Genomic DNA, 17,806 nt, shown 5'->3' on the forward strand with positions numbered 1-17,806 from the left:
GGCTACTTCCGGTAGGGGAGCCCCACGGCGGCAGGGGCCCGCGAGCGCCCGACCAGGCCGGCCACCGCGATGATCGTGACGACGTAGGGCAGCATCAGCATGAACTGGCTCGGCACCGGCGAGCCGATGATCGCCAGCACGCCCTGCAGGTTGGACGCGAAGCCGAACAGCAGGGCGGCCAGGGTGGCCCGGATCGGGTCCCACTTGCCGAAGATCACGGCCGCGAGCGCGATGTAGCCGGCGCCGTCGGTCATCTCGCGGCTGAACGAGGACGCGGTGACCAGGGTGAAGATGGCGCCGCCCGCACCGGTGATGGCTCCGGCGATCAGGATCGTCCGGTAACGGGTGCGGTTGACGTTGATGCCCACCGTGTCGGCGGCCTTGGGGTGCTCGCCGACGGCGCGGACCCGCAGGCCCCAGCGGGTGCGGTAGAGCGCGAAGGCGACCACGGCGACGGTGAGGTACAGCGCGTAGACGAGGGGGGTCTGCCGGAACAGGATCGGCCCGATCACCGGGATGTCGCCCAGGAGCGGGATGTCGTAGGCAGAGAAGCGCGGCGGGGAGTTGAGGTCGGCCTCGTTGGGCGCCAGCACCTGGGTCACCAGGAAGCTGGTGACGCCGATGACGAGCACGTTGAGCACGACACCGACGATCACCTGGTCGACCGCGTAGCTGATCGCGAAGATGCCGAGCACCAGGGCGACCAGCGCCCCGGCGAGCGCGGCGCCGAGGACGCCGGCCCACACCGAGCCCGCGAGCGAGCCGACCAGGGCGGCGGCGAAGGCGCCGGCCAGCAGCTGGCCGTCGATGGCGATGTTGACGACCCCGGCCCGCTCACCCAGGACGCCCCCCAGGGCGCCGAAGACGAGGGGCACCGCGAGGGCGATCGAGCCGGCGAGCAGGCCGATCACCGACAACGAGCCACCGGCGGCGGCCCAGGACAGGAAGCCGATCATCGCGACGACCGCGAAGAGGGCGATCACCCACAGCGGGGTCGCCCGCCGGGCGGCGTAGCGGCGCCAGGACTCGGCCGTCAGCAGCGCGAGCAGCGCGACCATCACCCAGGCCGTGCCGACGGCCGGCACGGTGATGTCGGGCAGCTCGAAGAAGTCGTCCTTGGTCGAGAGCCGGAACGTGGTGTCGCCGGTCTGCGAGCCGAGGAGCACGATCGCGGCGAGGCCCAGCGTGAGGAGCGTCAGGGCGATGGAGGTCTTGGCAGTGACCACCGAGACCAGCCGGGGCTCGTCGGCCACCGGTGCGTCGGGGACCTCGGCCGCCGGCGACTTCGCGGTGTGGCTCACGCCGCCTCCTTGGTGGGTAGCCGGAACAGCGCCCGGACGAGCGGGGGGGCGGCGATGAAGAGCACGATCAGGGACTGGATGACCAGCACGATGTCGACGGGGATGCCCTCCGAGGCCTGCATCGCGAAGCCGCCTGCCTTGAACGCGCCGAAGAGGAGTCCGGCGCCCAGGATCCCGAGCGGGTGCGAGCGTCCGAGCAGGGCGACGGTGATGGCGTCGAACCCGATGCCGGTGTCGAGGTCGACGGTGACGCCGCTGGTGACGGTGCCGAGGACCTGGTTGGTGCCGGCCAGCCCGACGAGCGCGCCGGCCATCAGCATCACCGTGACGTAGGTGCGTCCGACGTCGATGCCCGCGCTGCGGGCGGCGTGCGGGTTCTCCCCGACGGCGCGGATGCGGAAGCCCAGGGCGGAGTACTTGAACAGCCACCACACGAGCGCGACGGCGACCAGGGCCAGCAGGAAGCCGAGGTGCAGGTTGAAGCGCACCCCGAGCAGGTCGGGCATCTGGGCCTCGGCCGGGATGGGCGACGACTTGGGGTTGACCCCGCCGGGTGCCTGCAGGATGCCCTGGCGCGAGAGGGCGAAGAACACCAGGTAGTAGCCGACGTAGTTGAGCATGATCGTGGTGATCACCTCGTGCGCCCCGGTGCGGGCCTTGAGGAGCCCGGCGATGCCGGCCCACAGCGCACCGGCCAGCATCCCGATCAGGATCGCGCCGGCCAGCAGCAGCGGGCCCGGCAGGTTCCAGTTGATGGCGACGTAGCCCGCGGCGGCACCGGCGAGCAGCATCTGCCCGCGGCCGCCGATGTTGAACATGCCGGCCCGGAACGCCAGCCCGACGCCGAGCCCGGCCGCGATCAGGGGACCGGAGAACTTGAGGGTCTCGGTCAGCGGGCGGATCGCGGTCTGGAAGTCCTCGGCGCGGCTGTTGTAGATCGAGCCGCGGAAGAGCGCGGTGTAGGCGCCCTCGATCGCGGCGCGTGACTCGAGGAAGAAGTCCTGGGGACGGCTGAAGAGGTACTTCGACGCGGCGCGGACGTCCTCGTCGGTGAACATGATCATCAGCGAACCGACGATGACCGCCAGGAGCACCGACAAGACGGCGACCGTGGCGTTGCCGGTGGTGATCGAGCGCAGGGTCGTGTGCCACTGACCGTGCTCGGACGGCGGCGGCGCGCCCTGCTCGGCCTCCGGGGGAGGCGACCCCTGCTGCGCGAGGTCGGAGCCCGGCTTGTCGTCCTTGCTCACGCGGACACCTCCGGGGTGCGCTCGCCGGTCATCATCAGGCCGAGCTCGTCGCGGGAGACGGTGGCCGGGACGATCCCGACGATCTGTCCTCGGTACATCACCATGATCCTGTCTGCGAGGGCGAAGACCTCGTCGAGCTCGGTCGAGACGATCACCACGGGCACGCCGGCGTCGCGGGTGGCGACGACCTGCTGGTGGATGAACTCGATGGACCCCACGTCGACGCCGCGGGTGGGCTGGGCGGCGACGAGGAGCCGGAGCTCCCGCGAGAGCTCGCGCGCGACGACGACCTTCTGCTGGTTGCCGCCGGAGAGCTTGCCGACCTGGGTGGCGATGCCAGGGGCGCGGATGTCGTACTCCTGCAGCTTCTGGCGTGCGAACGCGTCGCGCTTGCGGCGCCGCAGCGACCCGGTGGCGACGAAGGGAGCGCTGAAGCTCCGGTTGAGCATGAGGTTCTCGGCGATCGAGAACGCGGAGACCAGGCCGTCGACCTGACGGTCCTCGGGCACGAAGCCGACCCCGGCGTCGAGCACCTTGCGGACGCTGCGGCCGACGAGCTCGCGGCCGTCGAGCCGGGCGGAGCCGGTGACGTGGCGCTGCAGGCCCAGGAGCGCCTCGGTGAGCTCGGTCTGGCCGTTGCCCTGGACGCCGGCGACGGCCAGGATCTCGCCGGCACGCACGGTGAAGCTGACGTCGTTGACGTGGACCAGCCCGGTGTCGTCGACGACGGTGAGGCCCTCGACCACCAGCGCGTCCTTCCCGACGGTCGGCGGCTTCTTCTGCACGGTCAGCTCGACGGGACGGCCCACCATGAGCGAGGCGAGCTCGGCGTTGCTCGCCGTGGGCTTGGCCTCGGCGACCACCTTGCCGAGCCGGATGACGGTGATGCGGTCCGCGACCTCGCGGACCTCGCGCAGCTTGTGGGTGATGAAGACGATCGCCACGCCGGCTTCCTTGAGCTGGCGCATGATCCGGATGAGGTCGTCGGTCTCCTGCGGCGTCAGCACGGCCGTGGGCTCGTCGAAGACCAGCACCTTGGCGTCGCGCGCCAGCGCCTTGATGATCTCGACGCGCTGCTGGACGCCGACGGGCAGGTCCTCGACCACCGCGTCGGGGGAGACGTCGAAGCCGAACCTCGCCGAGATGTCGCGCACCCGCTTGCGAGCGGAGTCGAGGTCGAGGGAGCCGGCGAATCCGGTGTTCTCGTTGCCGAGCATCACGTTCTCGGCGACGGTGAAGACGGGGACGAGCATGAAGTGCTGGTGCACCATCCCGATGCCGGCCGCGATCGCGTCGCCCGGCCCGGAGAAGCGCTGCACCTTCCCGTCGAGCACGATCTCACCCTCGTCGGCCTGGTAGAGGCCGTAGAGCACGTTCATCAGGGTCGACTTGCCGGCACCGTTCTCGCCGAGCAGGCAGTGCACCTCGCCCGGCTCGACGGTGAGCGAGATGTGGTCGTTGGCGACCAGGGTGCCGAAGCGCTTGGTGATGTCGCGCAGGACGAGCTGCATGCGGGCGATCCTAGGGCTCGGAGTCGGGGCGACCGAGGAACGACAGGTGGGGGAGGCGGCCCTGCGGCCGGCCTCCCCCACCTGTCAGGGCGTCACGGGTTGAGGTAGGACTCGACCGGGATCGAGCCGTCGATGATGCCGGCCTTGATCTCGTCGAGCTCGCCCTGCAGCGTGTCGGAGACCTCGCCCTCGAAGTTGTGGAACGGGGCGATGCCCACGCCCTCGTTCTCGAGGGTGCCGATGTACGGCTCGGTGTCGAACTCGTCGTTGGCAGCGGACATCACGGCCTCGTAGGTCGACACGTCCATGCCCTTGAGCACCGAGGTCAGGATGACGTCCTGCGTCTTCGGGTCGGACTCGAAGACGTCGGCGTCGGTGCCGATCATCACGGCGTCGGCACCGTCGGCGATGGCCGTCAGGGCACCGTCGTAGATCGGGCCGCCGACGGGCAGCACCACGTCGACACCCTGGTCGAGGATCTGCTTGGCCGTGTTGGTCGCCTCGGGGCCGGCCACGAAGTTGCCCGTGAAGCTGCCCTCCTTGCCGTCCCAGCCGATGACCTCGACCGCAGCGTCCTTCTGCTCGTTGTAGTACTCCACGCCCTGCTTGTAGCCGTCCATGAAGACGGTGACGGTCGAGAACGCGTCGCCGCCGTAGGTGCCGACCTTGCCGGTCTTGCTGAAGTCGGCGGCCGCGTAGCCGGCCATGAACGCCGCCTGGGCGGTGTCGTAGAGCAGCGGCTTGATGTTCTCGGCGTCCTTCTTGCCGTCGAAGTCGATGTCGCCGTCGTTGTCGATGAGGATGAACTCGAGCTCGGGGTTGGCGTTGGCCGCCTCGACGGTGGCGGTCGCCAGCGCGAAGCCCACGGCGACGATGACGTCGCAGCCCTCGGAGACGAGGCCCTCGATGTTGGGCGCGTAGTCACCCTCGGCGTTGGACTCCACCTCGCGGAAGTCGGCGCCGAGCTCGTCGGCGGCCTTCTTGACACCCTCGTAACCGAGCTGGTTGAACGACTTGTCGTCGAAGCCGCCGGAGTCGGAGACGATGCAGGGGAGGAAGTCGGTCGTCGGCTCTTCCGCTGCTCCGCTGCTCTCGTCGCCCGACCCGTTGTCGTCGTTGGACTCGGACGGGGCGTCGCCGCACGCGGCGAGCACGCTGCAGGTCGCCAGGACGGCGACGCCGCTGATGGCGGCCTTCCGCAAGTTCTTCACTATGGATCCTCCACGTCTCAGCCCCGCTTGGAGTGGGGGCAGCGGTCGGCAGGCTACCTCCTGTCGAGCCGCAGGTCGCCGAATCGGGGGAGGATGCTGCCAACGGTTACCGAGTTGCGATATTGGCGCTACCTGACGACGAGATGAGGGGTTCGATGACGCACGCGTCCGATGACGGTTGGTCCGGGCTGCCCGAGGCGGCGCTCGAGGCGATGCGGCGGGCTTACGCGCCCTACTCGGGCTACCGGGTCGGGGCCGCCGCACGCGTCGACGACGGCCGGCTGGTCTCGGGCTGCAACGTCGAGAACGCCGCCTACGGCGTCACCCTGTGCGCCGAGTGCGGGCTGGTCAGCCAGCTGCACCTGACCGGTGGCGGGCGGCTGACCCACTTCGTCTGCGTCGACGGCGACGGCACCACGATCATGCCCTGCGGCCGCTGCCGCCAGCTGTTGTGGGAGAACGGCGGGGCCGACCTGCTCGTGCGCACCCCGCGCGGCGACCTGCCGATGTCCGAGGTGCTCCCGCAGGCCTTCGGGGCCGACGACCTCAGGGCGATCACCGGGGGTGCCGCCGACTAGGGTCGCGCCATGACCGATCACGACGCCGTCGAGGTGATCCTGGCCAAGCGCGACGGCCACGGGCTGTCCGACTCCCAGATCGACTGGGTGGTCGACGCCTACACCCGCGGCGACGTCGCCGACGAGCAGATGTCGGCGTTGGCGATGGCCATCCTGCTCAACGGGATGGAGCGCAGCGAGATCGCCCGCTGGACCGCGGCGATGATCGCCTCGGGGGAGCGGATGGACTTCTCCTCCCTGTCGCGGCCCACGGCCGACAAGCACTCCACCGGCGGCGTCGGCGACAAGATCACGCTCCCGCTGGCCCCGCTCGTCGCGGCGTGCGGCGTCGCCGTGCCCCAGCTGTCCGGGCGCGGCCTCGGCCACACCGGCGGCACGCTCGACAAGCTCGAGTCGATCCCCGGCTGGCGTGCCGCGCTGTCCACCGAGGAGATGCTCGCCCAGCTCGAGTCGGTCGGCGCGGTCATCTGCGCGGCCGGCGACGGGCTGGCCCCGGCCGACAAGAAGCTCTACGCGCTGCGCGACGTCACCGGCACCGTCGAGGCCATCCCGCTCATCGCCTCCTCGATCATGAGCAAGAAGATCGCCGAGGGCACCGGCGCCCTGGTGCTCGACGTCAAGGTCGGCACGGGCGCCTTCATGAAGGACGTCGACCGCGCCCGCGAGCTCGCCGAGGTGATGGTCGCGCTCGGCACCGACGCCGGCGTCCGCACCACCGCGCTGCTCACCGACATGTCGGTCCCGCTCGGGCTCACCGCCGGCAACGCGATCGAGGTCGCCGAGTCGGTCGAGGTCCTGGCCGGCGGCGGGCCCGCCGACGTCGTCGAGCTCACGCTCGCCCTGGCCCGCGAGATGCTCGCCGGCGCCGGCCGCACCGACGTCGACCCCGCCGACAGGCTGGCCGACGGGTCGGCCATGGATGCCTGGAAGGCGATGGTCCGGGCCCAGGACGGCGACCCCGACGCGCCCCTGCCCGAGGCCCGGGAGTCCCACGTCGTCACGGCCCCGGCCTCCGGCGTCCTGACCCGCCTCGACGCGATGGCCGTCGGCCTCGCCGCCTGGCGCCTCGGCGCCGGCCGCGCGCGCAAGGAGGACCCGGTCCAGGCCGGCGCCGGCGTCGTCTGGCACGCCCGCCCCGGCGACCCCGTCACCGCCGGCGACCCGCTGTTCACGCTCCTCACCGACGAGCCCGCCCGCTTCGACCGCGCCCTGGCCTCGCTCGACGGTGGCTGGGACATCGGTCCCACTGCCCCCGACCCGTCACCCCTGGTGATCGACCGGGTGGGGTGACCCAGGCCGAGCCCGCCCTCAGTCGAGCAGCACCACGACCATCTCGGCCACGCAGGCCGGCTTGGACTCGCCGTCGATCTCGATCACGTGCTTCATGGTGAGCTGCTTGCCGGCCGGGAGGTCGTCGACGGCGAGGAGGGTGACGTGGTCGCGCACCCGCTGGCCGACCTTGACCGGGTTCGGGAAGCGCACCTTGTTGAGGCCGTAGTTGAGCTTGGCGCCGGGGGTCTCGAAGGTGAAGACGGTGGAGCCGAGGAAGGGGATCAGCGAGAGCGTCAGGTAGCCGTGGGCGATGGGGCCGCCGAAGGGGCCGGCGGTGGCGCGCTCGACGTCGACGTGGATCCACTGGTGGTCGTCGGTGGCGTCGGCGAAGGTGTTGACCCGCTCCTGGGTGATCTCCAGCCACTCGCCCGTGCCGAGCTCGTCGCCGACGGCGTCCGACACCTCGTCGAGACTGGTGAAGGTGCGCATCGGGGGCCTCCGTGGCGATCGGTCCGGGTGGTTGGATGACGGCATGGAACCTACACGCGAGCAGGTCCGGGCAGCGCCCAAGGTGCTCCTCCACGACCACCTCGACGGGGGCCTGCGTCCGGGCACGGTCCTCGAGCTGGCGGGGGAGATCGGGCACGTGCTGCCGACCAGCGAGAGCGCGGAGGCGCTGGGCGCCTGGTTCGCCGAGGCGGCCGACTCCGGCTCGCTGGAGCGCTACCTCGAGACCTTCGACCACACCGTCGCGGTGATGCAGACCGGCCCCGCCCTGACCCGCGTCGCCCGCGAGTGCGTCGAGGACCTCGCCGCCGACGGCGTGGTGTACGCCGAGGTCCGCTACGCCCCCGAGCAGCACGTCGAGCAGGGGCTGACCCTCGACGAGGTGGTCGGCGCCGTGCAGGAGGGCATCGACGAGGGCGTCGCCGCCGCCCGGGCCGCGGGCACGCCCGTCGTGGTGCGCCAGCTGGTCACCGCGATGCGGCACCAGGCCCGGTCGATGGAGATCGCCCAGCTCGCCGTCGCCTGGCGTGACCGCGGCGTCGCCGGTTTCGACATCGCCGGGGCCGAGGCCGGCTACCCGCCCACCCGCCACCTCGACGCCTTCGAGTACCTCCAGCGCGAGAACTCCCACTTCACCATCCACGCCGGCGAGGCCTTCGGGCTGCCGTCGATCTGGCAGGCGATCCAGTGGTGTGGCGCCGACCGGCTCGGCCACGGCGTCCGCATCGTCGACGACATCACGGTGCACGACGACGGCTCGGTCGAGCTGGGCCGGCTGGCGTCGTACGTGCGCGACATGCGCATCCCGCTGGAGATGTGCCCGGCCTCCAACATCCAGACCGGCGCGGCCGCCAGCATCGCCGAGCACCCGATCGGGCTGCTCACCCGGCTGCGGTTCCGGGTCACCGTCAACACCGACAACCGGCTGATGAGCCGCACGTCGATGACCGACGAGATGGTCGCGCTCGTCGAGGCGTTCGGCTACGGGCTGACCGACCTGCGCTGGTTCACCATCAACGCGATGAAGTCGGCGTTCCTGCCGTTCGACGAGCGGCTCGCGATCATCGACGACGTCATCAAGCCGGGGTACGCCGCGCTGCAGGCGTGACCGCGAACCACCGGGTCCGCCACCGGGTCAGGCGCGGGTGGTCGACCGGCAGCACCCGGCCGGTCGCCGGGTTCCAGCACGTCGGCGGGTCGCCGTCGAGCACGAGCAGCACGTGCCGGGGGAGCAGGGCGTTGCCGACGTAGAGACCGCCGGCCGCCGGCGTCGTCCGCCGCGACCAGCGGACGACCCGCACGCGGTGCCGGCGCCCGGTGGCGGCGCTGAGCTCGCGCGCCAGCGCCCACGGCGGCGTGCCCAGCGCCCGGGGCCACGGCAGCTGGAGGCGCCCGTGCAGCCGTGGCCGGACCAGCCGCCGGTGGGCCGCCCGCACCTCCTCGTCCCAGCGCGGGCCCAGCGCCGCGGCGTACGACGGGTCGGCCACCGCGCGGCCCACCACCGCCACCGAGGCGCCGCAGCTGACGCGGTCGGGCTGCCGCATCCCGGCCGGGTTCACCGCCCGACCCGGTGCACGAGCTCCGAGACGTGCGCGGCCGCCTCGTCGGGCGAGACCGGCGTGCACCCGAGCTCGACGGCGTGGGCCACGACCTGGCGCTGGGCCCGCATCAGCGCCAGCCCCCGGCGCACCAGCACCAGCGGCGGCTTGCGGTGCTCGCGCAGGTCCCGGACCAGGCGCCGCCAGAAGGTCACCACCGCCGGCTGCCGCACGCAGAACGCCGCTCCCAGCAGACCGTGCGCCTCGAGCGGCCGCACCACCTCCTGGGCGAAGATCCCCTCGGCCACGACGTACGCCGCCCCGCCGAGGTCGAGCCGGTGCCAGCCGGTCCGGCCGTCGTGGGCGATGTCGTAGACCGGCACGTCACCGGCGCCGTCGCGGCAGATCGCGACCGCCGCCGCGACGGCGTCGTCGCCGAGCCACGACGCGGGGTCGTCCCAGTCGACCAGCCCGGCGTTGGCGCCGGAGCCGATGCGCGGCAGCGTGGGGTCGCCGCCGTCCTTGTAGAAGTCGTCGAGGCGGAGCACCGGGAGCCCGAGCCGTTCGGCGAGCCGGGACTTGCCGGACCCCGACGGGCCGGCGAGGACGATGACCCGGGCCTGCACGCCGCTCAGACGCCCATCGGGTGCCAGACCGTCTTGATCTCGACGAAGTCGGTCATCGTGTCCAGACCCGGCGTGGCGCTCCAGTCGGGCTCGGCCGGCGGCGTACGCCGCACGCGCTTGAGGTTGTCGGCCGCAGCGACCTCGAGGCTGGTGGCGAGCGCGGTGTCGCCGGAGACCCCGACGAGGTCGATGGCGTTGACGTCCATGTGGGAGGCCAGCCACGGGCCGACCGCGGCGGCGTCGCCGGTGAGGATGTTGACGACCCCGCCCGGCACGTCGGAGGTGGCCAGCACCTCGGCGAACGTCACCGCCGGCAGCGGACGCCGGAACGACGAGACGACGACGGCGGTGTTGCCAGTGACGACGACGGGCGCGACCACCGAGACGAGCCCGAGCAGCGAGGAGGCCTGCGGGGCCAGCACGGCGACCACGCCGGACGGCTCGGGCGTCGAGAGGTTGAAGAACGGTCCGGCGACGGGGTTGGCGTTGCCGACCACCTGGGTCAGCTTGTCGGCCCACCCGGCGTACCAGACGAGGCGGTCGACGGCGGCGTCGACGACGGCGGAGGCCTTCGACGAACCGAGGCCCTCGGACTGCTCGACGGCGGCGACGAACTGCGGCCGGCGGTCCTCCATCACCTCGGCGACGCGGTAGAGCACCTGCGCCCGGTTGTAGGCGGTGCGGCCCGACCAGCCGCCGACGGCCTTGCGGGCGGCCACGACGGCGTCGCGGGCGTCCTTGCGCGAGGCGAGGGCGGCGTTGGCCACGAACGCGCCCCTCGCGTCCTCGACGACGTAGGAGTGGCCCGACTCCGAGCGCGGGAAGGCCCCGCCGATGTAGAGCTTGTAGGTCTTGCGCACGCTCTGGCGCTCCGGCGTCCGGGCCATCAGAGGTCACCGCCCTTCAGGTAGGCGCTCAGTCCGTGGCGGCCGCCCTCGCGGCCCTGGCCGGACTCCTTGTAGCCGCCGAAGGGGCTCGTCGGGTCGAACTTGTTGAAGGTGTTGGCCCACACGACGCCGGCCTTGAGCGCGCTCGCCACGTGCAGGATGCGCGAGCCCTTCTCGGTCCAGACGCCCGCGGACAGGCCGTACGGCGTGTTGTTGGCCTTCTCGACCGCCTCCGACGGCGTGCGGAACGTCAGCACCGACAGCACCGGGCCGAAGATCTCCTCGCGGGCGATGCGGTGGGCCTGGGTGACGCCGGTGAACAGCGTCGGCGGGAACCAGAAGCCGCGGTCGGGCAGGTCGCAGGGTGGCGACCACCGGCCGGCGCCCTCCTGGTCGCCGATGTCGCTGAGCTCGCGGATGCGCTGCAGCTGCTCGGCGGAGTTGATCGCCCCGACGTCGGTGTTCTTGTCCAGCGGGTCGCCCACCCGCAGCGTGCCCATCCGTCGCTTGAGCCTCCCGAGCAGCTCCTCGGCGATCGACTCCTGCACCAGCAGGCGCGAGCCGGCGCAGCAGACGTGGCCCTGGTTGAAGAAGATGCCGTCGACGATCCCCTCGACCGCCTGGTCGAGCGGGGCGTCGTCGAAGACGATGTTGGCGGCCTTGCCGCCGAGCTCGAGGGTGACCTTCTTGCTCGACCCGGCCACGGCGCGGGCGATGGCCTTGCCGACCTCGGTGGAGCCGGTGAAGGCGACCTTGTCGACGCCGGGGTGGGCCACGATCGCCTGGCCGGTGGCCCCGGCGCCGGTGACGATGTTGACCACGCCGGGCGGCAGGTCGGCCTGCTGGCAGATCTCGGCGAACAGCAGCGCGGTCAGCGGCGTCGTCTCGGCGGGCTTGAGCACCACGGTGTTGCCGCACGCCAGGGCCGGCGCGATCTTCCAGGCCAGCATCAGCAGCGGGAAGTTCCACGGGATGACCTGGCCGGCGACCCCGATGGGCGTCGAGCCGTAGCCGGAGTACTCCAGCTTGTCGGCCCAGCCGGCGTAGTAGAAGAAGTGCGCGGCGACGATCGGCACGTCGACGTCGCGCGACTCGCGGATCGGCTTGCCGTTGTCGAGCGACTCCAGCACGGCCAGCTCGCGGCCGCGCTCCTGGATGATCCGCGCGATCCGGTAGAGGTACTTCGCGCGCTCGCTGCCCGGCATCCGCGACCACACGCGGTCGTAGGCGCGCCGGGCGGCCGTGACCGCGGCGTCGACGTCGGAGGCGTCGGCCTCGGCGACCTCGGCCAGCACCTCCTCGGTGGCGGGGTTGATCGTCTTGAACGACGAGCCGTGGCCGTCGACGAACTCGCCGTCGATGAACAGGCGGTAGGACGGCTGCAGGTCGACGATGCTCCGCGACTCGGGGGCCGGGGCGTACTCGAACGGGGTGCTCATGGATGTGTCCTCAGTCGAGGGTGAAGTAGTCGGGTCCGGAGTAGCGGCCCGTGGTCATCTTGGTGCGCTGCATCAGCAGCTCGTTGAGCAGCGTGGACGCCCCGAAGCGGAACCAGTCCGGGTCGAGCCAGTCGGCGCCGGCGACCTCGTTGACCATCACGAGGTACTTGATCGCGTCCTTGCTGGTGCGGATGCCGCCGGCCGGCTTGACGCCGACCATCTGCCCGGTGGCCTCGCGGAAGTCGCGGACGGCCTCCAGCATCACCAGGGTGACCGGCAAGGTGGCGGCCGGCTGCACCTTGCCGGTGGAGGTCTTGATGAAGTGCGCGCCGGCCATCATGGCCAGCCAGCTGACGCGGCGCACGTTGTCGTAGGTCTGCAGCTCGCCGGTCTCGAAGATCACCTTGAGGTGCGCGTCCTCGCCGTCGGGACGGGCGCACGCCGCGCGCACGGCCACGATCTCCTCGAGGACCTGCAGGTAGTGCCCGGACAGGAACGCGCCGCGGTCGATGACCATGTCGATCTCGTCGGCGCCGGCCTCGACCGCGTCGCGGGTGTCGGCGAGCTTGATGTCGAGTGCCGCGCGGCCGCTGGGGAACGCCGTCGCCACCGCGGCGACGTGGACGCCCGAGGCGCCCAGGGTCTGCTTGGCGGTGGCGACCATGTCGGGGTAGACGCAGACCGCGGCCACCGGCGGGCAGGTCGGGTCGGCCGGGTCGGGGCGCATCGCCTTCGATGCCAGGGCGCGGACCTTGCCGTGGGTGTCCTGTCCCTCCAGCGTGGTCAGGTCGACCATCCGGATGGCCAGGTCGAGCGCGTGCGCCTTGGCGGTGGTCTTGATCGAGCGGGTGCCGAGGGTGGCTGCCCGTGCCTCCGCGCCGACCTGGTCGACGCCCGGCAGGCCGTGGAGGAACCGCCGGAGCGACGCCTCGGACCGGGTGACGTCGGAGAAGTCCGTGGCGAGCGAGGGCATCGACCCAGCATAGAGTTCGGCGTGTGGACGGCGACAACCCAGACCAGCGCTTCCCGGCCTCGGGCGGTCGGCTGGTCGGCGTGGTCGGCGTGCTGGTGGGAGCGGGCGCCGTCGTGCTGGCCCTGGTCGACCGACCGGTCACGTGGGCGGCCGTCGCGTTCGGCTCCCTCGTCGCCGCCGCCGCGTGGACGACGTGCCTGCGGCCCAGGGTCGCCATCCTCGACGGAGACCTGGTGCTGCGAGGGATGCTCCAGACGGTGCGCTTCCCGGTGGGCGCCGTGGAGGAGGTCGCGGTGCGGCAGCTGCTCGTGGTCCGCGCGGGCGAACGGCGCTTCACCAGCCCCGCGGTCGGCCGGACCCGGCGCCAGCTGCGGTCCTACGACGTCCAGGGCGGTCGCGAACCCGTCGACCTCGTCGCCGCGGCCCGCGACGACTACGGCCTCTTCGTCGAGGAGCAGATCCGCAGCCGGGCCGAGGCGGCGCGTGACCGGCTCGGCATCCGCCGGTCCTCGCCCGAGCACGTCGAGCTGTCGCAGCAGGTGCGCCGCGAGCCGGCGCTGCCGGAGATCGTGTGGCTGGTCGGCTCGGTCGTGGCGTTCGCGGTGCTGCTCGCCGTCTGAGCGGCCCGCTCAGATCCCCGCGGCGGCGCGGATGTCGGTGCCGAGCGCGTCGAGGCGACCGGCGGCGTTGATGCGGGCCGCCTCCACGCCGTCCTCGACGCCGGCCTCGACCGGGACGACGACCTCGAGGTAGCACTTGACCTTGGGCTCGGTGCCGCTGGGCCGCACGATCACGCGGGCCCCGTCGGCGAGGTGGTAGCGCAGGCCGTCGGTGGGGGGCAGCGCCTCGGACCCGGCGCTGAGGTCGTCGACCCGCAGCACCGCGAGCCCCCCGAGCGAGGTGGGCGGGCGCTCGCGCAGCCGGGTCATCGCGGCCGGGATGAGCGCGAGGTCGGCGACCCGCACCGAGACCTGGTCGGTGGCGTGCAGCCCGTGCTCGCGCGCGATGTCGTCGAGCAGGTCGGTCAGCGACCGGCCCTCGGCCTTGAGCGACGCGGCGAGCTCGCAGAGCAGCAGCAGCGCCGAGACACCGTCCTTGTCGCGGACGTGCTCGGGGTCGACGCAGTAGCCGAGCGCCTCCTCGTAGCCGAAGGCGAGGCCCGGCAGGCGGCCGATCCACTTGAAGCCGGTCAGCGTCTCCTGGTGCGGCTGCCCGGCGGCAGCGGCCTGCTTGGCGAGCAGCGACGACGACACGATCGAGGTGGCGTAGGTGCCCGTCCGGCCGCTGGAGAGGAGGTGGTGGGCCAGCAGCGCCCCGACCTCGTCGCCGCGCAGCATCCGCCACCCGCCGTCACCGGGGACGGCGGCCGCACACCGGTCGGCGTCGGGGTCGTTGGCCACCACCAGGTCGGCGCCGGTGCGCTCGGCCAGCGCGAGCGCGAGGTCCATGGCCCCCGGCTCCTCGGGGTTGGGGAACCCCACGGTCGGGAAGTCGGGGTCGGGCTGCTCCTGCTGCTCGACGACCCGCGGCTCGCTGAACCCCGCGGTCTCGAGCACCTGCAGCACCGTGGTGCCGCCGACGCCGTGCAGCGGGGTGTAGACGATGTCGAGGTCGCGGGGCCCGTCGCCGGCGAGGGCGGCGACCGTGTCGAGGTAGAGGTCGACGAGGTCCTCGCGCAGGACCGTGCCGGCGGGGCCGCGGCGTACGTCGGCGAGGGGACCGACGGCGTGGATGTGCGCCGCGATCTGGGCGTCGGCGGGCGGCACGATCTGGCTGCCGTCGCCGAGGTAGACCTTGTAGCCGTTGTCCTGCGCCGGGTTGTGGCTCGCGGTCACCATCACCCCGGCCACGCAGCCGAGCTCGCGGATCGCGAACGCCAGCACCGGGGTCGGCAGCGGCCGCGGCAGCACCCAGGCGGTGAACCCGGCGCCGGTCATCACCTCGGCCGTGTCGCGGGCGAAGACCTCGGAGCCGTGGCGGGCGTCGTACCCGATCACCACCGAGGCGTGCGAGCCCGCGCCCTGCTCGTGGAGGTACGCCGCCAGCCCGGCCGCGGCCCGGGTGACCACGACCCGGTTCATCCGGTAGGGGCCGGCACCGAGGGCGCCGCGCAGACCGGCGGTGCCGAACTCGAGGGTGCCGCGGAACCGGTCCGCGAGGTCGGCCGCGGCGTCCTGGTCGCCGGCGGTGACGGCGGCCAGGACCTGCTCCAGCTCGGCGCGGGTCTGCGGGTCGGGGTCCTCGGCCAGCCAGGCGTGCGCACGCTCGAGCAGGACGTCGACCTCGGGGCTCATGTCAGGCACCGTAGCGCCCGCTCAGTCCTTGAACTCGCCGTCCTCGAAGGTGCGGTCGGTGTTGTCGACCTCGGCGTTCTCGGGCCGGTTGGCGGGGTCGAGGCGTTCCTTGCGCTCCTCCTCGATCTGGCGTCGCTCCTCCTCGCTGACCTCCATCTCGCGGAACCGCTTGCTGGGGTCGGCGGAGCCGACCTGGCCCTCCTGCTGCTCGTCGTCACCCATGTGACCGAGGTCACCACGCCCGCCGGGCCACGGGTTCATTCCGACGGGCGGGACGTCGCCACGAGGCTCAGGCGTCGATGCTGCTCATGTCGCCGTACCGCGGACCGACCACGGCGTCGGCCGGCACCGCGTCGGCGATCCGGTCGAGGTCGTCAGCGGTGAGGTCGACCTCGGCGGAGCCGAGGTTCTCCTCGAGGTAGGTGACCCGCTTGGTGCCGGGGATCGGGGCGACGTCGTCGCCCTGGGCGAGGACCCAGGCGAGCGCGAGCTGCCCCGGGGTGCAGCCCTTCTCCTGGGCGATCTCCTTGACCCGGTCGACGAGTCGCAGGTTGGCGTCGAGCGCCTCGCCGTGCAGCCGGGGGAAGCGGCTGTTGCGGGAGTCGGCGCTCTCGAGCGAGCCCGGCGTGATCGTGCCGGTGAGGATGCCGCGGCCGAGGGGGGAGTAGGGGACCAGGCCGATGCCGAGCTCGCGCAGCAGCGGCAGGATCTCGTCGTCGAGGTCGCGGGTGAAGAGCGAGTACTCGCTCTGCAGCGCGGTGATCGGGTGGACGGCGTGGGCGCGGCGGATGGTGTCGGGGCCGGCCTCGGACAGGCCGAGGTGGCGGACCTTGCCGGCCTCGACGAGCTCCTTCATGGCGCCGACGGTCTCCTCGATCGGCACGGTCTTGTCGACGCGGTGCTGGTAGTAGAGGTCGACGTGGTCGACGCCGAGCCGCTGCAACGACGCGTCGCAGGCCGAGCGCACGTAGTCGGGGCGGCCGTTGATGCCGAGGAACCCGCCGTCCTCACTGCGCTCGTTGCCGAACTTGGTGGCCAGCACGACGCCGTCGCGGCCCTGGCCGCTGGCGGCGATCGCCTTGCCCACGAGGCGCTCGTTGGTGAACGGGCCGTACATGTCGGCGGTGTCGAGGAAGGTGACGCCCAGGTCGAGGGCCCGGTGGATCGTGGCGATGCCACCGGCCTCGTCGGGGGTGCCGTAGAACTCCGACATGCCCATGCAGCCCAGCCCGAGGGCCGAGACGTCGAGGGGTGAGGCGGTGCCGAGGGTGCGGGTCTGAAGGGTCATGCCGACCAGCCTCACACCTGGAGCGCGCTCGAGGTCAAGCGGCGCCGTCGGTCACCCCTCCACCACCTCGGTGTACAGCCCGATCTTGTAGTCGATCGCACCGAGGTGCGCCTGCACCTCGGCCAGCTGGGCGAGCACCGTGCGGCGGTGCTCCCGCAGCAGTGCGAGCCGGTCGGCCTCGTTGCCGGCGCCGGCGCGGACCAGGTCGGCGTAGCGGCGTACGTCGCGGATGGCCATCCCGGTCGACCGGAGCCGGGTCACGAGCTCGATCCAGCGCAGGTCGGCGGGGCCGTAGCGGCGGTGGCCGCTGGCGGCTCGGCCGACGGGGCTCAGCAGCAGGCCGTCCCTCTCGTAGTAGCGCAGGGTGTCGGGGGTGAGCCCGAGGTGCGCGGCGGCGTCGGCGATGGTGAGCCCGTCGGTCATGGGGCCAGTGCACCTTGGAGTCGGCTCCAGGTCAAGCGGTCGCCCGGGTGACCTAGCCGGCCGGCGCCTGGAGCATCCCGACGACCATCGCGACGAGGTTGGCCGCGAACGCCTCGACCTCGAGCTGGGGGCGGCCCGTGGGGCGCTCCCCGGCCCGGGAGCGGTCGGCGATGGCGCGCAGGATGAACGCCGTGACCAGGGAGAGCCGCTCGGACCGCAGGTCGTCGGGCATCGGTGGGACGCGCTGCTCCAGCAGCGAGTAGGCGTCGTACCCGCCCATCCGCTCGAGTGCCGCGACGACCTCGGGCTCCATCGCCGCGGGGTCCTCCTCGACGAGCTGGGCCAGGATGGCGAGGTAGGCGCGGCCCTGGCCCCCGAGCTCGGCCAGCTCGACCGCCGGGCGCACGAACGCCTCGACGGCGGACGGGAGGTCGGTGTCGGGTCGCGACCGGGCCAGGGCCAGCAGCTCCCGCTCGCGCGTGGACAGCAGCTCGACGTGCTGCTCGAGGACCGCGACGAGCATCCCGGTGCGCGAGCCGAAGTGGTAGTGGACGGCGCCCCGGTTGCGCTGGCCGGCGTTGCGGGTGATCTCCAGCAGCGAGGCGGTGTGCACGCCGTGCTCGGCGAAGCCCAGGGTGGCGGCGTCGACCAACCGGCGTCGGGTGTCCTCGGCGGTGCCCTGCGTGGCGCCCGGGCGGGTCACGGCGT

The 17,806-nt window shown here is 72.5% G+C and carries 19 protein-coding genes; 4 read left to right on the forward strand and 15 right to left on the reverse strand.

Translation table 11 applies throughout. The features are described 5' to 3' along the window. Nucleotides 1-2 precede the first annotated feature (2 nt). From AC4MBH_RS18620 to AC4MBH_RS18635, 4 genes are all read right to left on the reverse strand, one after another. The gene (locus tag AC4MBH_RS18620; RefSeq protein ID WP_491796819.1) at nt 3-1,301 is read right to left on the reverse strand and encodes an ABC transporter permease; all 1,299 of its coding nucleotides are present in this window, start codon (nt 1,299-1,301) and stop codon (nt 3-5) included. Further along, nucleotides 1,298-2,551 carry an ABC transporter permease gene (locus tag AC4MBH_RS18625; protein ID WP_491796821.1) on the reverse strand — a complete coding sequence of 418 codons (1,254 nt, stop codon included), beginning with the start codon at nt 2,549-2,551 and terminating at the stop codon, nt 1,298-1,300. Before AC4MBH_RS18625 ends, AC4MBH_RS18620 begins: the two co-directional genes overlap by 4 nt. Beyond that, nucleotides 2,548-4,062 (reverse strand): ABC transporter ATP-binding protein, encoded by a 1,515-nt coding sequence (locus AC4MBH_RS18630; protein ID WP_491796822.1) that lies wholly within the window; start codon nt 4,060-4,062, stop codon nt 2,548-2,550. The genes AC4MBH_RS18625 and AC4MBH_RS18630 overlap by 4 nt, the downstream gene beginning before the upstream one ends. A gap of 92 nt (nt 4,063-4,154) precedes the next feature. Then, the gene (locus tag AC4MBH_RS18635; protein ID WP_491796824.1) at nt 4,155-5,273 is read right to left on the reverse strand and encodes a BMP family lipoprotein; all 1,119 of its coding nucleotides are present in this window, start codon (nt 5,271-5,273) and stop codon (nt 4,155-4,157) included. A 155-nt stretch (nt 5,274-5,428) separates the two neighbouring features. Between AC4MBH_RS18635 and AC4MBH_RS18640 the strand changes: the two genes are divergently transcribed. After that, entirely contained in the window at nt 5,429-5,851 is a 423-nt protein-coding gene (locus AC4MBH_RS18640; RefSeq protein WP_491796826.1) for a cytidine deaminase, read from the forward strand. A gap of 9 nt (nt 5,852-5,860) precedes the next feature. Continuing rightward, entirely contained in the window at nt 5,861-7,141 is a 1,281-nt protein-coding gene (locus AC4MBH_RS18645) for a thymidine phosphorylase (RefSeq protein ID WP_491796827.1), read from the forward strand. A gap of 18 nt (nt 7,142-7,159) precedes the next feature. Here the strand turns inward: AC4MBH_RS18645 and AC4MBH_RS18650 are convergent, their stop codons facing one another. Then, nucleotides 7,160-7,612, reverse strand: a complete 453-nt coding sequence (locus tag AC4MBH_RS18650; protein WP_491796828.1) for a MaoC family dehydratase — start codon at nt 7,610-7,612, stop codon at nt 7,160-7,162. Between the two features lie 43 nt (nt 7,613-7,655). Here AC4MBH_RS18650 and AC4MBH_RS18655 point away from each other — a divergent pair, with 43 nt between their 5' ends. Next, the gene (locus tag AC4MBH_RS18655; protein ID WP_491796830.1) at nt 7,656-8,738 is read left to right on the forward strand and encodes an adenosine deaminase; all 1,083 of its coding nucleotides are present in this window, start codon (nt 7,656-7,658) and stop codon (nt 8,736-8,738) included. Here the strand turns inward: AC4MBH_RS18655 and AC4MBH_RS18660 are convergent. Genes AC4MBH_RS18660 through deoC form a run of 5 tightly spaced genes read right to left on the reverse strand, consistent with a single transcriptional unit; the run spans nt 8,707 to nt 13,093 of the window. Next, nucleotides 8,707-9,174: a hypothetical protein gene (locus AC4MBH_RS18660; protein WP_491796832.1), complete on the reverse strand. Its 468-nt coding sequence runs from the start codon at nt 9,172-9,174 to the stop codon at nt 8,707-8,709. The genes AC4MBH_RS18655 and AC4MBH_RS18660 overlap by 32 nt on opposite strands. A gap of 11 nt (nt 9,175-9,185) precedes the next feature. Continuing rightward, nucleotides 9,186-9,794, reverse strand: coding sequence for an ATP-binding protein (locus AC4MBH_RS18665; protein WP_491796834.1), 609 nt, complete (start codon nt 9,792-9,794; stop codon nt 9,186-9,188). 5 nt (nt 9,795-9,799) lie between these two features. Next, nucleotides 9,800-10,681, reverse strand: coding sequence for an aldehyde dehydrogenase family protein (locus AC4MBH_RS18670; protein WP_491796836.1), 882 nt, complete (start codon nt 10,679-10,681; stop codon nt 9,800-9,802). Further along, on the reverse strand, nt 10,681-12,120 hold the full coding sequence (locus AC4MBH_RS18675) for an aldehyde dehydrogenase family protein (protein WP_491796837.1): 1,440 nt from the start codon (nt 12,118-12,120) through the stop codon (nt 10,681-10,683). Before AC4MBH_RS18675 ends, AC4MBH_RS18670 begins: the two co-directional genes overlap by 1 nt. Before the next feature lie 10 nt (nt 12,121-12,130). Next, entirely contained in the window at nt 12,131-13,093 is a 963-nt protein-coding gene (deoC, locus tag AC4MBH_RS18680; RefSeq protein ID WP_491796838.1) for a deoxyribose-phosphate aldolase, read from the reverse strand. Between the two features lie 23 nt (nt 13,094-13,116). Here deoC and AC4MBH_RS18685 point away from each other — a divergent pair, with 23 nt between their 5' ends. Next, on the forward strand, nt 13,117-13,713 hold the full coding sequence (locus tag AC4MBH_RS18685) for a hypothetical protein (protein ID WP_491796840.1): 597 nt from the start codon (nt 13,117-13,119) through the stop codon (nt 13,711-13,713). Nucleotides 13,714-13,722: 9 nt separating this feature from the next. On the opposite strand, the gene AC4MBH_RS18690 is transcribed toward AC4MBH_RS18685, so the two are convergent. The 5 genes from AC4MBH_RS18690 to AC4MBH_RS18710 form a co-directional block, all read right to left on the reverse strand. Further along, the gene (locus tag AC4MBH_RS18690) at nt 13,723-15,387 is read right to left on the reverse strand and encodes a phospho-sugar mutase (RefSeq protein ID WP_491796842.1); all 1,665 of its coding nucleotides are present in this window, start codon (nt 15,385-15,387) and stop codon (nt 13,723-13,725) included. Nucleotides 15,388-15,408: 21 nt separating this feature from the next. Beyond that, nucleotides 15,409-15,609 (reverse strand): hypothetical protein, encoded by a 201-nt coding sequence (locus AC4MBH_RS18695; RefSeq protein WP_491796843.1) that lies wholly within the window; start codon nt 15,607-15,609, stop codon nt 15,409-15,411. 67 nt (nt 15,610-15,676) lie between these two features. Beyond that, on the reverse strand, nt 15,677-16,675 hold the full coding sequence (locus AC4MBH_RS18700) for an aldo/keto reductase (protein ID WP_491796845.1): 999 nt from the start codon (nt 16,673-16,675) through the stop codon (nt 15,677-15,679). Nucleotides 16,676-16,726: 51 nt separating this feature from the next. Further along, nucleotides 16,727-17,098, reverse strand: a complete 372-nt coding sequence (locus AC4MBH_RS18705) for a MerR family transcriptional regulator (RefSeq protein WP_491796847.1) — start codon at nt 17,096-17,098, stop codon at nt 16,727-16,729. A 52-nt stretch (nt 17,099-17,150) separates the two neighbouring features. Continuing rightward, nucleotides 17,151-17,801, reverse strand: coding sequence for a TetR/AcrR family transcriptional regulator (locus AC4MBH_RS18710; protein WP_491796849.1), 651 nt, complete (start codon nt 17,799-17,801; stop codon nt 17,151-17,153). Between the last annotated feature and the right edge of the window lie 5 nt (nt 17,802-17,806).

The sequence above is a fragment of the Nocardioides sp. WJ219 genome (assembly GCF_058559815.1).

Coding starts and splice junctions, on each gene's coding strand:
- AC4MBH_RS18655 (WP_491796830.1), top strand. CDS start 7,656: ATGGAACCTACACGCGAGCAGGTCCGGGCAGCGCCCAAGGTGCTCCTC.
- AC4MBH_RS18645 (WP_491796827.1), top strand. CDS start 5,861: ATGACCGATCACGACGCCGTCGAGGTGATCCTGGCCAAGCGCGACGGC.
- AC4MBH_RS18670 (WP_491796836.1), bottom strand. CDS start 10,681: ATGGCCCGGACGCCGGAGCGCCAGAGCGTGCGCAAGACCTACAAGCTC.
- AC4MBH_RS18695 (WP_491796843.1), bottom strand. CDS start 15,609: ATGGGTGACGACGAGCAGCAGGAGGGCCAGGTCGGCTCCGCCGACCCC.
- deoC (WP_491796838.1), bottom strand. CDS start 13,093: ATGCCCTCGCTCGCCACGGACTTCTCCGACGTCACCCGGTCCGAGGCG.
- AC4MBH_RS18700 (WP_491796845.1), bottom strand. CDS start 16,675: ATGACCCTTCAGACCCGCACCCTCGGCACCGCCTCACCCCTCGACGTC.
- AC4MBH_RS18650 (WP_491796828.1), bottom strand. CDS start 7,612: ATGCGCACCTTCACCAGTCTCGACGAGGTGTCGGACGCCGTCGGCGAC.
- AC4MBH_RS18660 (WP_491796832.1), bottom strand. CDS start 9,174: ATGCGGCAGCCCGACCGCGTCAGCTGCGGCGCCTCGGTGGCGGTGGTG.
- AC4MBH_RS18640 (WP_491796826.1), top strand. CDS start 5,429: ATGACGCACGCGTCCGATGACGGTTGGTCCGGGCTGCCCGAGGCGGCG.
- AC4MBH_RS18630 (WP_491796822.1), bottom strand. CDS start 4,062: ATGCAGCTCGTCCTGCGCGACATCACCAAGCGCTTCGGCACCCTGGTC.
- AC4MBH_RS18705 (WP_491796847.1), bottom strand. CDS start 17,098: ATGACCGACGGGCTCACCATCGCCGACGCCGCCGCGCACCTCGGGCTC.
- AC4MBH_RS18690 (WP_491796842.1), bottom strand. CDS start 15,387: ATGAGCCCCGAGGTCGACGTCCTGCTCGAGCGTGCGCACGCCTGGCTG.
- AC4MBH_RS18675 (WP_491796837.1), bottom strand. CDS start 12,120: ATGAGCACCCCGTTCGAGTACGCCCCGGCCCCCGAGTCGCGGAGCATC.